This window comes from Roseomonas sp. OT10, assembly GCF_020991085.1.
Taxonomy (GTDB): Bacteria; Pseudomonadota; Alphaproteobacteria; order Acetobacterales; family Acetobacteraceae; genus Roseomonas; species Roseomonas cutis.
Genome location: NZ_CP087719.1, coordinates 3,741,969 through 3,757,061 on the forward strand (window position 1 = coordinate 3,741,969; position 15,093 = coordinate 3,757,061).

Annotated in this window: 12 protein-coding genes; 9 read left to right on the forward strand and 3 right to left on the reverse strand. The window is 74.2% G+C overall.

Annotated features, from left to right (window positions below):
• Positions 1–95: 95 nt before the first annotated feature.
• Complete coding sequence (locus LPC08_RS17085; protein ID WP_230449437.1) at positions 96–1,160, reverse strand: LacI family DNA-binding transcriptional regulator; 1,065 nt, start codon at positions 1,158–1,160, stop codon at positions 96–98.
• A 230-nt stretch (positions 1,161–1,390) separates the two neighbouring features.
• Between LPC08_RS17085 and alaS the strand changes: the two genes are divergently transcribed.
• The 4 genes from alaS (at position 1,391) to LPC08_RS17105 (ending at position 7,534) form a co-directional block, all read left to right on the forward strand.
• A complete protein-coding gene (alaS, locus tag LPC08_RS17090) occupies positions 1,391–4,036 on the forward strand; it encodes an alanine--tRNA ligase (protein ID WP_230449438.1) in 2,646 nt (881 codons plus the stop codon).
• A gap of 254 nt (positions 4,037–4,290) precedes the next feature.
• Complete coding sequence (locus tag LPC08_RS17095; RefSeq protein WP_230449439.1) at positions 4,291–6,087, forward strand: glycosyltransferase; 1,797 nt, start codon at positions 4,291–4,293, stop codon at positions 6,085–6,087.
• A 37-nt stretch (positions 6,088–6,124) separates the two neighbouring features.
• The gene (locus LPC08_RS17100) at positions 6,125–7,165 is read left to right on the forward strand and encodes an NAD-dependent epimerase/dehydratase family protein (RefSeq protein ID WP_230449440.1); all 1,041 of its coding nucleotides are present in this window, start codon (positions 6,125–6,127) and stop codon (positions 7,163–7,165) included.
• 165 nt (positions 7,166–7,330) lie between these two features.
• Positions 7,331–7,534, forward strand: a complete 204-nt coding sequence (locus LPC08_RS17105) for a hypothetical protein (RefSeq protein WP_230449441.1) — start codon at positions 7,331–7,333, stop codon at positions 7,532–7,534.
• Positions 7,535–7,990: 456 nt separating this feature from the next.
• On the opposite strand, the gene LPC08_RS17110 is transcribed toward LPC08_RS17105, so the two are convergent.
• Positions 7,991–8,563, reverse strand: coding sequence for a DUF3237 domain-containing protein (locus LPC08_RS17110; protein ID WP_230449442.1), 573 nt, complete (start codon positions 8,561–8,563; stop codon positions 7,991–7,993).
• 101 nt (positions 8,564–8,664) lie between these two features.
• On the opposite strand from LPC08_RS17110, the gene LPC08_RS17115 reads away from it, so the two are divergent.
• The 5 genes from LPC08_RS17115 (at position 8,665) to LPC08_RS17135 (ending at position 13,696) form a co-directional block, all read left to right on the forward strand.
• Positions 8,665–10,374, forward strand: coding sequence for a tannase/feruloyl esterase family alpha/beta hydrolase (locus LPC08_RS17115; RefSeq protein WP_230449443.1), 1,710 nt, complete (start codon positions 8,665–8,667; stop codon positions 10,372–10,374).
• Between the two features lie 107 nt (positions 10,375–10,481).
• Positions 10,482–11,042 (forward strand): NUDIX domain-containing protein, encoded by a 561-nt coding sequence (locus LPC08_RS17120; RefSeq protein WP_230449444.1) that lies wholly within the window; start codon positions 10,482–10,484, stop codon positions 11,040–11,042.
• On the forward strand, positions 11,039–11,527 hold the full coding sequence (locus LPC08_RS17125) for a hypothetical protein (protein ID WP_230449445.1): 489 nt from the start codon (positions 11,039–11,041) through the stop codon (positions 11,525–11,527). The genes LPC08_RS17120 and LPC08_RS17125 overlap by 4 nt, the downstream gene beginning before the upstream one ends.
• Positions 11,528–12,206: 679 nt before the next feature.
• Positions 12,207–13,193 carry a magnesium transporter CorA family protein gene (locus tag LPC08_RS17130; protein ID WP_230449446.1) on the forward strand — a complete coding sequence of 329 codons (987 nt, stop codon included), beginning with the start codon at positions 12,207–12,209 and terminating at the stop codon, positions 13,191–13,193.
• An 89-nt stretch (positions 13,194–13,282) separates the two neighbouring features.
• Complete coding sequence (locus tag LPC08_RS17135; protein WP_230449447.1) at positions 13,283–13,696, forward strand: hypothetical protein; 414 nt, start codon at positions 13,283–13,285, stop codon at positions 13,694–13,696.
• A gap of 22 nt (positions 13,697–13,718) precedes the next feature.
• On the opposite strand, the gene LPC08_RS17140 is transcribed toward LPC08_RS17135, so the two are convergent.
• Positions 13,719–14,951 carry an MFS transporter gene (locus tag LPC08_RS17140; RefSeq protein ID WP_230449448.1) on the reverse strand — a complete coding sequence of 411 codons (1,233 nt, stop codon included), beginning with the start codon at positions 14,949–14,951 and terminating at the stop codon, positions 13,719–13,721.
• Positions 14,952–15,093 lie beyond the last annotated feature (142 nt).

Below are 15,093 nucleotides of genomic sequence, written 5' to 3' on the forward strand. Positions count from 1 at the left end.
CCATCGGGTCGTCGGGTGCGCGGCCGGCGGGGTAGGCTGCCCGCCTCATCGCCCATGCTTTATCGTTAAAGCGTGCGACCCGGCGCCGGCGCCTGTCAAGCGGATTCGCCGGGCCGCAACGTCACCGGCAGCACGATCTCCGCCGCCGGGAAGGCCCCGGCCAGCCGCGCCAGCACGGCCTCCCCCGCGCGCATCCCGACCTCGTAGGCGGGCGAGACGATGGTGGTCAGGCTCGGCTCGGCATAGCGGAAGACGGAGAAGCCGTTGAAGCCGGCCACGCGGGTGCGCCCCGGCACCTCCACCCCCCGGTCGCGCAGCAGCCGCATCGCCGCCAGCGCCATCTGGTCGTTGCCGCCGACCACCGCATCCGGGACGCCATGGCGGTCCAGCCAACGCCCCACCGCCTCCCGGGTGTCCTCCCAGCCCTCGTTGCCGCAGCGCAGGATGGCCAGGCGCGCCTTGCGCCCCAGGCCCTGGGCCAGCCCGGCGGCGCGCTGGCTCTGCGCGTCCCATTCCGCGTCCGGGCGCAGCACCAGCACGCGCGGCGCCTCCGGCAGGCGCGGCCGCAGGTGCTCGCCGAGAAGCACCCCGCCGCCCTGGTCGTCCTGCCGCACCAGGCAGCAATCGGGCAGGCCGCCCTGCGTCTCCTGCAACAGCACCACCGGCTGGCGCAGCGCGGCCACGGCCTCCAGCGCCGCGGCCCGGGCCGCGGCGCTGCCGGAGAGCAGGACGCAGAGCGCATCCGTCTCCACCCGCGCCAGCAGCGGCGCCTGCCGCCCCAGCGCGGCGGGCCGCGCCCCCTGCACCAGCAGCGACAGCCCCTGCGCCGAGGCCACGTTGCCCAGCCCGGCCGCGAGGTTGCTGGTGAAGGGATCGCGCAGGAAGTCCGGCTGCTGGTCCACGATCAGCAGCCCGATGGTGCCGTGCGTGGCCGTGCGCAGCCGCCGGGCGCTGGCATGCGGGCGGTAGCCCAGCGCCTCGGCGCAGGCCAGGACGCGCGCCCGGGTGTCCTCGGCCGCCCCGGCCCGGCCCCGCAGCACGTTGGACACCGTCATCATCGACACGCCCGCCGCCCGCGCCACGTCGCGCAGCGTGCCCCGGGCGGTCTCCCCGGCCGGGCGGGCATCCTGCTGGGGCGGGGCGGGGGGGGTCCGGGTCACGTCACGGCCTTCGGTCTGTCGGCGGCCGTGCCGGCCGGGGCTGCCCGCCCGACCATAGGCAGGCCGCGGCGGGCCGCAAACCGCCGGTCCCGCGGCGCAACCGGGCGGCCTGCGGGGCGGGAGGCTGCCTTGCCCCGGCCCGGGACCCTTGTCCCTCGACGGGAAACGGCCCGCGCGGTAAGGGCATTGTCCCGCTTCCGTTCCCTGCCCGAGAAGACCAGCGCCGGCCGATGACCAGCAGCAACGACATCCGCGCCACCTTCCTGGACTACTTCGCGCGCAACGGCCACCAGGTGGTCGAGAGCAGCCCGCTGGTCCCGCGCAACGACCCGACCCTGATGTTCGCGAACTCGGGGATGGTCCAGTTCAAGAACGTCTTCACCGGCCAGGAGAAGCGGCCCTACGTCCGGGCGACGACGGCGCAGAAATGCGTCCGGGCGGGGGGCAAGCACAACGACCTGGACAATGTCGGCTACACCGCCCGGCACCACACCTTCTTCGAGATGCTGGGGAACTTCTCCTTCGGCGACTACTTCAAGGAACAGGCGATCACCCATGCCTGGACCCTGCTGACGAAGGACTTCGCGCTTCCGAAGGACAAGCTGCTCGTCACCGTCTATTCCGAGGACGAGGACGCGGCCGCGCTGTGGCGCAAGGTCGCCGGCCTGCCGGACGGCCGGATCATCCGCATCCCGACCTCCGACAATTTCTGGCGCATGGGCGATACCGGCCCCTGCGGCCCCTGCTCGGAAATCTTCTACGACCATGGCGCGCACATCCCCGGCGGCCCGCCCGGCAGCCCGGACGAGGATGGCGACCGCTTCATCGAGATCTGGAACCTCGTCTTCATGCAGTACGAGGAGGGGCCGCCGGGCGTCCGCGCCCCCCTGCCCCGGCCCTCGATCGACACGGGCATGGGGCTGGAGCGCTTCGCCGCCATCCTCCAGGGCAAGCACGACAACTACGATACGGACACGCTGCGCGCCCTGATCCTGGCCAGCGCCGAGGCGACCGGGCAGGAGCCGGACGGGCCCTTCCGCGTCAGCCACCGCGTCGTCGCCGACCACCTGCGCTCCGGCGCCTTCCTGGTGGCGGACGGGGTGCTGCCCTCCAACGAGGGCCGCGGCTACGTCCTGCGCCGCATCCTGCGTCGCGCCATGCGCCACGCCCACCTGATGGGCACGCAGGAGCCGCTGCTCTACCGCCTCGTCCCCGCGCTGGTGCGCCAGATGGGCACCGCCTATCCGGAGTTGGTCCGCGCCCAGCCGCTGATCGAGGAGACGCTGCGGCTGGAGGAGACGCGCTTCCGCACCCTGCTCGCCCGCGGCCTCGGCCTGCTGGCGGAGGAGACGGCGCGGCTGGGCGAGGGCGGCACCCTCTCCGGCGAGGTCGCCTTCCGCCTCTACGACACCTACGGCTTCCCGCTGGACCTGACCCAGGACGCGCTGCGCACCGAGGGGCGGGTGGTGGACGTGGAGGGCTTCAACGCCGCCATGGCCGAGCAGCGCGAGCGCGCCCGCGCCGCCTGGGCCGGCACGGGCGAGGCCGCGACGGAGACGCTGTGGTTCGACCTGAAGGAGGCGGTCGGCGTCACCGAGTTCCTCGGCTACTCCACCGAGACGGCGGAGGGCGAGATCCTGGCCATCATCGCCGACGGCAAGGTGGTGGAGAGCGCCCCGGCCGGCACGGAGGTCGCAGTGGTGCTGAACCAGACGCCCTTCTACGCCGAGAGCGGCGGCCAGGTGGGCGATGCCGGGCTGATCTCGGCGGGCGACGCCTGCCGCATCGTGGTCCGCGACACCCAGAAGAAGCTGGGCCTCTTCGTGCATCTGGGCACCGTCTCCCATGGCGAGGCGAAGTCCGGCCTCGCCGTCCAGGCGGAGGTGGACCATGCCCGCCGCGGCGACATCCGCGCCCACCACTCCGCCACCCACCTGCTGCACGAGGCGCTGCGGCGGCGCCTCGGCACCCATGTCTCGCAGAAGGGTTCGCTGAACGCGCCGGACCGGCTCCGCTTCGACGTCTCCCAGCCCAGCCCGATGACGCCCGAGGACCTGGCCTGGGTGGAGGGGGAGGTGAACGCCCGCATCCGCCAGAACACCCCCGTCGTCACGCGGCTGATGACGCCGGAAGCCGCCGTCGAGGCGGGCGCCATGGCGCTGTTCGGCGAGAAGTACGGCGACGAGGTCCGCGTGGTCGGCATGGGCGAGGACCCGGAGGCCACCGCCAAGCACGGCGTCTACTCGCTGGAGCTGTGCGGCGGCACCCATGTGAGCCGCACGGGCGATATCGGCCTGTTCAAGATCGTCTCCGAGGGCGCCGTCTCGGCCGGGGTGCGCCGCGTGGAGGCGGTCACCGGCAGCGCTGCCCTCTCCCTGGTCGAGGGCGCCGAGCGCCAGCTCCGCGAGGCGGCGGCGGCGCTGAAATCCACCACCGCCGAGGTCCCCGCCCGCGTCGCCACCCTGCTGGAGGAGCGCCGCCGGATGGAGCGCGAGATGGCGGAACTGCGCAAGCAGCTCGCCACCGGCGGCGCGGCCGCGGCGATCGAGGAGGTCGGCGGCCTGCGCCTCGCGCTGCGCGAGGTGGGCGAGACCCCGCCGCGCGACCTGAAGGGCATCGCCGAGGCCATCCTGAAGGGCGGCACGGCGGATGTGGTGGCCCTGGTCTCCACCGCCGAGGGCAAGGCCAGCATCGTGGTCGGCGTCGGCGAGGGCGGGAAGGGCAAGGCCGATGCGGTCGCCCTGGTCCGCGCCGCCTCGGCCGCCGTGGGCGGCAAGGGCGGCGGCGGCCGGCCGGACATGGCCCAGGCCGGCGGGCCGGAGGCGGCGAAGGCCGCCGAGGCGCTGGCCGCGGTTCGCGACGCCCTGGCCGGCTGAGACCCGGCCCGCCCGCGAGCGGCGCCGGCGGGCCCCGGCGCCAGGCCCGGGACCCAGGGGGGCCTGGCGAAGGGGGCTTATCGCGATCGAGGCACCGCGTCGCTCATGGAGGCTTTCCCCCGCGGGGACGGCGCCGGGCCCCGCCGCCCACGCCCCCTGGCGCGGCGCCCCCGGGCGCCATAAGCAGGACAGGGCGCGATCGCGGAGGGCGGATGCCGGGGCACGACGCAGGGCAGGAGAGGCCGGCACCGGGCGTGGCCGAGGCGACCGCGGCCGCGCCCCTGCCGCTGGATCTCGTCTTCGACGTCTCGGACCTGGTGCTGCACTTCCACCACCGGCGCATGCCGACGGGCATTCAGCGTGTGCAGTGCGGGCTGGTCGGCGCCGCGCTCCGGGGCCCGGCGGCAGCGGAGACGCGGCTGGGCTGCGTGGTCTTCAACCCGGATTCCTGTGCCTGGCAGGCCCTGCCGGCGCCGCTGCTGCTGGACCTGATCCGGCTGTCCGGCACCGGCACGGAGCTTGCGGCACCGGACTGGCAGGCGGCGCTGGAGGCGGCCGATGCGGCGCTGCGCGCCGCGCCGCGCCATGCCTTCGCGCGCGGGACGATGCTGGTGAACCTGGGCAACTCCTGGGGCCTGCCGGACTACTTCCGCGGCCTGCGTGCCGCCCAGCGCGACAGCGGGCTGCGCTACATCCCCTTCCTGCACGACTGCGTGCCGCTGGTGGTGCCGGAGCACTGCGAACTGCGCATGGTGCAGGACTATGCCCGCTGGTTCTCCGCCATGGCGGTGCATGCCCACGGCATCCTGTGCAACTCGCAGAGCACGCTGGCCGAGGGCCGGGACCAGCTCGCCCGCCTCCTGCCGGGGCTCGACCTGCCGATGGGGGTGATCCGGCTGGATGCCGATCCACGCCCGGACGGCGCCCCGCCCGATCCCGGGGCCCTGGCCGGGCTGCCGGGCTTCCGGCCGGGGCAGCCCTATGCCCTCTTCGTCGCCACGGTGGAAAGCCGCAAGGACCACCTGCTGGTGTTCCGTGCCTGGCTCTCGCTGATCCGCCGGCTCGGCGCGGCCCGGGTGCCGCAGCTCGTCTGCGTCGGCCACAAGGGCTGGCACGCCGAGGCGGCGCTGGCCTTCCGCGAGAACAGCCGGGAGCTGCGGCGGCAGGTGGTGCTGCTGCACGACGTGCCGGACAACGCCCTGGCCGCGCTCTACGAGGGCTGCCGCTTCACCATCTACAACTCCTTCCACGAGGGCTGGGGCCTGCCGGTCACGGAGAGCCTGGCGCACGGCAAGGTGCCCGTGGTGCCGCGCCACTCCGCCCTCATCGAGTCCGGCGCGCCCGGCGCCGTCTTCTTCACCCCGCAGCATGAGCCGGAGCTGACGGACACCCTGGAGCGGCTGATCGCCGAGCCGGGCGCGCTGGAGGCAACGGAGGCGGCGATCCCGCCCGGCGGCGGCCTGCGCCACTGGGCGGTGCTGAAGGACGAGATGCTGGCGGACCTGCGCGCCATGGCGGCCCGCCCCGCCACCACGCCGGAGAACCGGCTGCAGATCGAGCCTGGCCGGGCCTATGACATGGTGCAGGGCGAGGAGACGCAACCCGCCCTGGCCGTGGCGCTGCGCCAGATGCTGCGCGAGGGACCCGGCTGGAACCTGCCCGAGGCGTGGGGCGTCTGGAGCCGCGGCGGCACGGCGACGCTGGCGGTGCCGCTGCCGGCCGGGGCGAGCGGACGCTGGCGCCTCTACCTCGACATCGTGGCCCCCGTCGGCGGCGGCCCGGTGCATGTCCGGGTGGAGGCGCTGGGCGAGGAGCTGGCCGGGGGCGAGGTGGCGCCGGCCCGCGGCCAGGGCGGCTGCGTCCTCTCCTTCGACCTGCCGGAGGAGGCGCGGCTGCTGCTGGCGGAGATCGAGAGCACGCCGTTCCGCCCGGCGGGGGAAATCCGCATCCTGGGCGCCGGGCTGCGCCGGGTGATGCTGTGCCGGGAGGACGACCTGCTCTCCCGCCTCGGCTGGCTGGAACACCACCAGCTCGCGCCCCTGATCGGCTGACCGGGGATCGAGGATGGGATCGCATGGCAGGAATCGCATGACGGGCACGCCGGCAGCGGGCGGCGCGGCGCCGCTGGCGGGGGCGCGGGTGCTGGTCACCGGCGCGGCGGGATTCATCGGCGCGCACCTGGCGCGGCGGCTGCTGGGGGACGGCGCCACCGTGCTCGGGCTGGACAGCCTGAACGCCTATTACGATCCGGCGCTCAAGCGGGACCGGCTGGCGGCCCTGACCGACCATCCGGCCTTCGCCTTCCGCCCGCTCGACATCGCGGAACCCGGGGCGCTGGAGGCCGCCTGGGCGGCGTTCCGCCCGGACATGGTCGCGCACCTCGCCGCCCAGGCCGGCGTGCGGTACTCGCTGAAGGCACCGCGCGACTACGCCCGCGCCAATCTCGACGGCTTCCTGGAGGTGCTGGAGGCGGCGCGTGCCCATCCGGTGCGCCACTTGGTCTATGCCTCCTCCTCCTCCGTCTACGGCTCCTCGACCCGTGTGCCGTTCCGCGAGGACGATCCGGTCGACCGCCCCTCCTCCCTCTACGCCGCCACCAAGCGGGCGAACGAGCTGATGGCGGCGAGCTACGGCCACCTGTTCGGGCTGCCGCTGACGGGGTTGCGGTTCTTCACCGTCTACGGCCCCTGGGGCCGGCCCGACATGGCCTATTGGGGCTTCACCCAGGCGCTGTTCGAGGGGCGGGAGATCCAACTCTTCAACCACGGCAAGGTCTGGCGCGACTTCACCTATGTGGACGAGGTGGTGGAGGCCATTGCCCGCCTCCTCCCCCTCCCCCCCTCCGCCCCCGGGGAGCCGGGGCGGCCGGTGCCGGAGGTGCCGCACCGGATCTTCAACATCGGCAACCACACCCCCGTCCCGGTGGGCGAGATGATCGACATCCTGGAGCGCCACACCAACCGCGAGGCGATCCGCCGCGAGGTGCCGATGCAGCCGGGCGATGTCGAGCGCACCTGGGCCGATGTCTCCGCCCTGCAGGCGGCCGTCGGCTTCGCCCCGCGCACGTCGCTGGAGGAGGGGCTGGGACGCTTCGTGGCCTGGTATCGGCACTATCACGGCGTCGTCTGACGCCTTGCCCGGAATACAGCCACAGGTTGCTGGAGTGTTAACGACCCCTGGCCCCATCCAGGGGGCATGGACACCACCCCCGACAGCTGGGAACGCCTCCGCGCCGATCGCAGGAAAGCAGTCCGGTCAAGGAAGGATTCAGAGCTTTCAGCGATCATCCTGCGCATGATCGCGCTGAACTCGCTCTCCGCCTTCACGCCGGACGTCAGCCCGACCGGCACCCCGGGCGGCGTCGCGCCCGCCCGCCGCCGGGACACCGGCAGCACCACGCCGGAGCCCGGACAGGACACGCAGCGCCCGCTGGCCGCAACGCCTGTCCAGGCCGGCAGCATCCTGCCGCGTGGCTCGCTGCTCGACATCCGGGTGTGATACCGGCGGCGGGATGAGCTGACCCGTGGTGCTGTGGTGTAACGGCAGCGGACCGGGAGGGGCCGGCCTGCGGCATCGACGCCGTGCGTCGATCCCCGTCCCAGGCCTTCCCCTGCCGGGGCCACAAGCGGGCCTCGGTCCCCGCTGGGAGTCTGGTGCTGCGCGGCTGCCGTCAGCCTACGGGCTGAACCCTGACGGGGCGCGGACAGGCGGGACGCCATAAGAACTTCGTAGGCGTCAGCGAGGGCTGAGGCCGGTCCCGCCGAGGAGCCATGCTCCTCGGCGCATTGACCCCGTGTCCGGCTGTCCCGCGGCAGCGCTGATCGGGTCCAGGGCCCGCAGGGTCCTGGCGGAGTGGGGGTACGGGGGCGAGGCAGCGCCTTGCCCCCGGGGAACGGACGCACCCCGCGCTGGCATGCGGGCGGGCCCTACCGCCGGGCTGCCGTCCCGTTTCACTCAGATCACCCGGTAGACCCGGATCAGCACGGCGGCGCGTGCCGGGCGCAGGCTGTTCAGCGTGCCGACATAGACGCCACGGTTCAGCCAGCCATGCGGGCCCTCCGGCGCCGTGATTTCCAGGGTCGAGAAGGCGTAGCGCGGCTGGCCCGGCGGGTCGTCGACCAGCACCCGGTTGTGGACGGTGATTACCGCCCCGTCCTCCGCCTGCAGCTCGTAGAGCGCGTTCAGGATGCGCACTCCGTCCTTGCGCACCAGTTGCCGGTCGGCGCCGCCGGGCAGCACCTTGCCGCGGATGCGCGGCCCCTCGAAGCTGCCGCCGCTGATGGGAACCATGCGCCGCTCGCCCAGCGGCGAGTCGCCCAGCATCAGCGTGGGCTCCAGGTCGCAGATCGCCTCGTAGACGAACTCCGTGCGCGGCAGCACCAGCGGCACCGTCCCAGCCATCGGCGGGGCGTAGTCGGCCGCCTGGACGCCTGCCGCGACCGGCGCGGCGGCCAGCGCCACGCTCCCGGCCAACAGCCTGCGCCGCCCCGTCTCCTCCCTGCCGTCCATCGGATTCCGCTCGGTCATCCTGTTCCTCCCCGCCATCCAGCCGGTCACGACGGGCTGGACGGAATTGCTATGCTTCTTAATGATCCGGATCGGGACAGAGATCCCGGGAGGAAGCAAGCATGCCGTCCATCCGTCCCCCAGCCGCCCGTCCCGGCATTCTCCAACCCGGCACGGCCCGACCCCGGGCCACCCGCCGCGGCTGGGGCGCCGCCCTGGGCACCCTCGCCCTGCTCGCCCCGGACGCCGCCCGTGCCCAGCGCGCCTGTGCCGACCTCATGGCCCTGGCCCGCCCGGACCTGCGGATCACCCGGTCGGAGGCGCTGCCCGCCGGGACCCTGCCGGCGGAAAATCCCGGCCGCGCCGCGCTGACCGGCGCCGCCCGCAGCCGTGCCGCCCTGCCGGCGCATTGCGTGGTGGAGGGCATGATCGCCCCGCGCACGGCCGCTGATGGGCGGTTCTTCGGCATCGGCTTCCAGCTGCGGCTGCCGGAGGCGTGGAACGGCCGCTTCCTGTTCCAGGGCGGCGGCGGCATGGACGGCGTGGTCAGCGAGGCGATCGGCGCGATCCCGGTGGCGGGCGCCACCGGGGTGCCGGCGCTGAACCGCGGCTATGCCGTGGTCTCCACCGATTCCGGGCACCAGGGGCGGGATGCCAGCGATGCCTCCTTCGGCACCGACCAGCAGGCGCGGCTGGACCATGCCGGCGGCTCGATCGGCCCGGTGGCGCGGGAGGCGCGGGCGCTGATCGCGGCCCGGTACGGGCGGGGACCGGACCACGCCTACTTCATGGGCTGCTCCAATGGCGGCCGCTCCGCGATGATGGCGGCCCAGCGCTTCCCGCTGGAGTTCGACGGGATCGTCGCCGGCAATCCCGGCTTCCGCCTCAGTCGCGCCGCCATCGCCCAGGCCTGGGACGTGAAGGCCCTCACCGCCGCCGCGCCGCGCAATGAGGCGGGCCAGCCGGTCCTCGCCGCCGCCCTCACCCCAGCGGACATGACGCTGCTGGCCGAGGGCATCGCGAAGGCCTGCGACGCGGCGGACGGCCTGGCGGACGGGACGGTGGAAGCCATGTCCGCCTGCCGCTTCGACCCCGCCACCCTGCGCTGCCCGGGCGAGAAGGCGGCGGGCTGCCTGAGCGACCCGCAGCTTCGCGCGCTGGAGCGGGTCTTCGGCGGGGCACGGGATTCGCAGGACCGGCCGCTCTACGCCGGCTGGCCCTGGGATCCGGGGATCGCCGCGCCGGGCTGGCGCGCCTGGAAGCTGGGCACGGCGACGGGCGGCACGCCGAACGCCCGCAACGCCACCCTCGCCGCCGCCTCGCTCGGCCTCTACTTCATGACGCCGCCGGTGGACGGGCTGGACCTGCGCAGCTTCGACTTCGACCGCGACCCGCCGCGAACCGCCCAGACCGCGGCGATCAACGACGCCACCGCGACCTTCCTCAACAGCTTCAGCGGCCATGGCGGCCGGCTGCTGGTCTTCCACGGCCAGGCCGACCCGGTCTTCTCCGCCACGGACCTGCGCGACCACTGGGCGGAGCTGGCGCGGGACAATGGCGGGGCGGAGGCGCTGTCCGCCTGGGCCCGGCTCTTCGTGGTGCCCGGCATGAACCATTGCGGCGGCGGCCCGGCGATGGACGATTTCGACCCGCTGGCGGCCATCGAGGCCTGGGTCGAGCGGGGCCAGGCCCCGGACCGCCTGCTGGCCCGGGGCAGCGCCTTCCCCGGCCGCAGCCGCCCGCTCTGCCCCGCCCCGCAGGAGGCCCGCTACCGCGGCGGCGATCCGCAGGAGGCGGCGAGCTTCGCCTGCGAGGCCCCCGCCGCGCCCTGACCGCGCGGCGCCGGCCAACGGCCGATCCGTCAGGCGTGATGGCGGCCGCACGGGCCGGCCGCCGGGCGTTCTTGCGATGCTTCCGCCCGCGCCACATCATCCGCGCCATGAGCGGCCGCTTCGAGAAGGTCCGGCACGAGGGGGACGAGCGCGACCGGCTCACCTGCCTGGATTGCGGCCATATCGCCTATGAGAATCCGAAGGTCGTCGTCGGCGCCGTGGTGGAGGCGCCGGGCGGCCTGCTGCTCTGCCGCCGGGCGATCGAGCCGCGCGCCGGCTTCTGGACCCTGCCGGCCGGCTACATGGAGATGGGGGAGACGGCGGCGGAGGGAGCGGCGCGCGAGGCCTGGGAGGAGGCGCGCGCCCGAATCGCCATCGACGGGGTGCTGGCGGTCTATTCCATCGCCCGGATCGGGCAGGTGCAGATCCTGTTCCGCGCCCGGCTGCAACCCGGCCCGGGCCCGGGCTATGCGCCGGGGCCGGAGAGCCTGGAGGTGCGGGTCTTCCCCTGGGAGGCACTGCCCTGGGAGAGCCTGGCCTTCCCCTCGGTGCGCTGGGCGCTGCGCGCCTGGCAGGGCTCGCGGGGCGGCCCGCTCCCGGCCACCGTCCTGAACCCAGCGGAAGACCCGCGCGGCATGCGCAGCATCACGGAGGAGCACCCGACATGAGGATCGCCGCCTGGCCGACCCGCACGGGGCTGTTCCTGGGTCTGCTCCTGGCCGGGCTGGCCACGGGGCAGCCCGGCCGCGGACAGGCCGCGCCCGACCCGGCGCCGGCCGCGGCCGGGCCGGCCCCGCAGGCCGCGCCGGCGGAAGCGGCGCGGCCGGCGCAGCAGCGGCGCCGGCGCGCGCGCATCGTCCGCCCCGCCCGCCCCCGGGCGCAGCAACCGGAGCCGGTGCCGCCCGCCACGCTGGCGGTGCCGACGACACCCCAGCCGGAACTGGCGCCGATGCCCAACCGCAGCCTGGAGGCGCCGATCGCGCGCAACGACAATGACGGGCGGCCGACCTTCTCGCCCAGCCTGATCCAGCCGCGCGAGGTGCCGGGGCAGGGCGGCTCGACCCTCAACCAGGACGACCTGGCACGGCGCGAGGACCGGCTGTTCCGGGAGCCGGCCGCAGGCGGGACGCTGCGGCTGCCCTTCAGCTACTGATACGGGCGGCGGGACGACCTGACCGGTCGTGCCGCGGTGTTCGGGCGGAGGACCTGGAGGGGACGCCGGTCTGCGGCATCGACGCCGCGCGTCGATCCCCGTCCCGGACCCTCCCCCGCCGGGGCCACAAGCGGGCCCCGGTCCCCGCTGGGAGTCTGGTGCTTTTGGTGGGTGTCAGCCCGCGGGCTGAACCTTGGCGGCGCGCGGACAGGCGGGACGCTGAAAAAGTCTCATAGGCGTCAGCGAGTGCGGAGGCCGTACCCGCCGAGGAGCATGGCTCCTCGGCGCCGTGATCCCGTTACAGACAGCCTCGCGGCAGCGCCTCTCGGGTCCAGGGCCCGCAGGGTCCTGGCGGAGTGGGGGACCGGGGGCGAGGCAGCGCCTTGCCCCCGGGCCACGGGCACCCCCCACGCCGGCACGGATCGAGGCATCCCGCCGGCTGTATGAGACGGAAGGTCCCGTCCATCCTCCGGGCTGGCACCCTCGCAGGCGCGGCGCCGGGCAGGGCGGACCATGCTGCCATGGGAGCGGGATGATCCCGCGTGGGCCACCACCCGAGGCCGTGGCGGCTTCCACCTTCCGACGATCGTCATCTGGCGGGCGGTTCCCGGCGGGGCCGGTTGTCCTCTAGAAGCGGAGGAGCCGGCCCACCCGCTGACCGGGAGTCTCCCGCGACACCATGCTGACGACCTACACCGTCGCGAACGGGGCCCTCGTCGTGGGCAATGGCGCGCAGACGCCGGAGCAGTTGCGCGGCGCGGTCTGGCTGGACCTGCTGGCGCCGACCCGCGAGGAGGAGCGCGCCGTGCAGGAGGCGCTGGGGCTGGAGGTCCCGACGCGGGAGGAGATGCAGGAGATCGAGAGCTCCTCGCGCCTGTACCGGGAGGAGGAGGCGCTCTTCCTGACCGCGAACTTCCTCTACGGGGTGGAGGAGGGGGATTTCGGCTCCACTCCTATCACCTTCGTCCTGGCCGGGCAGCACCTCGTCACCGTCCGCTATGCCACGCCCAAGGCCTTCGCGGTCTTCGCGGCGCGCTGCAAGCGGACCCCGGTGGGGCTGCTGCGCACGCCGGACCTGGTGATGCTGAGCCTGTTCGAGCAGGTGGTGGATCGCCTGGCCGACGTGCTGGAGCGCGTGGGCGCGGACATGGACCGCTCCAGCCGCGCCGCCTTCCAGAGCAGCCGCTCCAAGGTCAAGGCCAACAAGCGCGACGAGAGCCTGCGGGAGGCGCTGATCGTGCTCGGCCAGGTGGGCGAGGTCACCAGCCGCGCCACGGAGACGCTGCTGGGCCTGTCGCGCATCCTCACCTTCCTGGGCACCGAGAAGGACGCGCTGATCCGCAAGGAGAACAACGCGGCGGTGAAGACGCTGGTGCGCGACCTGCGCTCGCTGGTGGACCACGCGAACTTCCTGACCAACAAGGCCACCTTCTCGCTCGATGCGATCCTGGGGATCATCAACATCGACCAGAGCAGCATCATCAAGACCTTCACCGTGGCCTCGGTGGCGCTGATGCCGCCCACCCTGGTCGCCAGCGTCTACGGCATGAACTTCAAGGAGATGCCGGAGCTGGACTGGTCCTTCGGCTATCCGCTGGCGATCGCCATCATGGTGGGCAGCGCGCTGCTGCCGGTGCTGTACTTCAAGCGCAAGGGCTGGCTGTAGCGGCGCGCCCGGGGGCCGGTTTGCATCGCCGGGCCGATCGTTGTCAGATCGCTCCGAACCTCGCCGGACTGGCCCCGATGCGACCCCCGATGCGACGCTGCGCCCTTGCCGCCCTGCTCCTTCTCGCCCTCCACGGCGCGGCGCGGGCACAGGAGGCGAGTTGGACCGGGCGGCTTCGCTGCGACCCGATCCCCGGGATGACGGCAGGAAGCCTGAATGCCGCCATCACCGTGACGGTCGTGGAGGGCCTCGCCCGCTACGAGCGGGAGGTGCAGACCCCCACCGGCCAGAATCGCGGCCTGCCGGAGACGGGCCAGGGGCGCGTGGCCGCGGATGGCGCGGTGGTGCTGGAGGGGCGGGTCCAGGGGCCGAGCTGGTCCTACACGGCACGCTATGCCGGGCGGCTCGCCGGGCGGGTGGCGGTGCTGGAGGGCGCCCAGTCCTGGGCGATGGCCGGGCGCAGCGTGGAACGTCCCTGCTCGGCCCGGCTGGAGCGGCGATAGGGCCTCCCCCGCACGGCCATCGTCAGTCCGGGGTCGCCCGCGGCCGCAGGACCGCGAGCCGCGCCGCCCCCGCCAGCGCTGTCAGCAGCAGGCCGCCCGCCAGCGCGGCGATCCCCGGCCAGCCGCCGGCGGACCAGCACAGCCCGCCCAGGGCGCCGATCACGCTGCCGCCCATGTAGTAGCTGAACAGGTAGAGCGAGGAGGCCTGGGCCCGCGCCCGCTGGGCCCGCCGGCCGACCCAGCTGCTGGCCAGGGAATGCGCGCCGAAGAAGCCGAAGGTCAGCACCGCCAGCCCGCCGATCACCAGCGGCAGCGCACCGGCCAGGGTCAGCGCCAGCCCGGCCAGCATGACCACCACCATGATCCAGAAGATCCGCGCCCGGCCGAGCCGGTCGGCCAGCCGGCCGACCAGGGTCGAGGAGCCGACCCCCACCAGGTAGCAGAGCGACACCAGCCCCACGACCGCCTGGCTCAGCCCGAATTCCGGGCCGAGCAGGCGGAAGCCCAGGAAGTTGTACACGGTCACCAGGCTGCCCATCAGCAGCGCGCCCTGGAGGAAGAGCAGCCGCAGCCCGGGGTCGCGCAGGTGCTCGACGAAGGCGACCAGCATCGCCCGCGGCGCCAGCGCCTGGCGGCGGAAGTGGCGCGAGGGGGGCAGCAGCCGCCAGAACAGCACCGCCGCCGCCAGCCCCAGCAGCCCGATCGCCGCGACCGCCCAGCGCCAGGAGCCGAGATCGGCCAGCAGCCCGGTGATCACCCGCCCGCCCATGCCGCCCAGGGCGCTGCCGCTGATGTAGAGGCCCATGGCGTAGCCGCTGGATTTCGGGTCCACCTCCTCGCTGACATAGGCCATGGCGACGGCGGGCAGGCCGCTGAAGGTCAGGCCCTGCAGGGCACGCAGCGCCAGGAACTGGTCCCACCCCGGCACCATCGCCGACACCGTGGTCAGCGCCGCGGAGACGAGCAGCGAGGCCACCATCACCGGCTTGCGCCCCAGCGATTCCGAGAGGGCCGAGGCGAAGAGCATGGCCACCGCCAGCATGCCGGTGGTCAGGGACAGGGCCATGGCGGCGCTGGCCGGCCCCACCCCGAACTCCGCCGAGAAAAGCGGCATCAGCGGCTGGACCGAATACATCAGCGCGAAGGTGGAGAAGCCGGCCGCCAGCATCGCCACGTTGACGCGGCGGAACGCCGGCGTGCCCGCCTGGATGAAGGAGGGCGGGGCGGCGGGCGGGGCGGGTTCGGGGCTGGCCATCGTCTCGGGTCCGGCGTCCTGGCTGCGGCGTCCTCGGTGCGGCCTCCCCCGGGGAGATCCCGGCGGGGCGACCCGGCTCGGGCACCCCCGGCGGGGCATCCCCACCCGGCACGTGGCGGCCGCCATTCGCTGCGCCGCAGCA

Coding starts and splice junctions, on each gene's coding strand:
- LPC08_RS17125 (WP_230449445.1), top strand. CDS start 11,039: ATGAGGATCGCCGCCTGGCCGACCCGCACGGGGCTGTTCCTGGGTCTG.
- LPC08_RS17120 (WP_230449444.1), top strand. CDS start 10,482: ATGAGCGGCCGCTTCGAGAAGGTCCGGCACGAGGGGGACGAGCGCGAC.
- LPC08_RS17100 (WP_230449440.1), top strand. CDS start 6,125: ATGACGGGCACGCCGGCAGCGGGCGGCGCGGCGCCGCTGGCGGGGGCG.
- LPC08_RS17135 (WP_230449447.1), top strand. CDS start 13,283: ATGCGACGCTGCGCCCTTGCCGCCCTGCTCCTTCTCGCCCTCCACGGC.
- LPC08_RS17140 (WP_230449448.1), bottom strand. CDS start 14,951: ATGGCCAGCCCCGAACCCGCCCCGCCCGCCGCCCCGCCCTCCTTCATC.
- LPC08_RS17110 (WP_230449442.1), bottom strand. CDS start 8,563: ATGACCGAGCGGAATCCGATGGACGGCAGGGAGGAGACGGGGCGGCGC.
- LPC08_RS17130 (WP_230449446.1), top strand. CDS start 12,207: ATGCTGACGACCTACACCGTCGCGAACGGGGCCCTCGTCGTGGGCAAT.
- alaS (WP_230449438.1), top strand. CDS start 1,391: ATGACCAGCAGCAACGACATCCGCGCCACCTTCCTGGACTACTTCGCG.
- LPC08_RS17105 (WP_230449441.1), top strand. CDS start 7,331: ATGATCGCGCTGAACTCGCTCTCCGCCTTCACGCCGGACGTCAGCCCG.
- LPC08_RS17115 (WP_230449443.1), top strand. CDS start 8,665: ATGCCGTCCATCCGTCCCCCAGCCGCCCGTCCCGGCATTCTCCAACCC.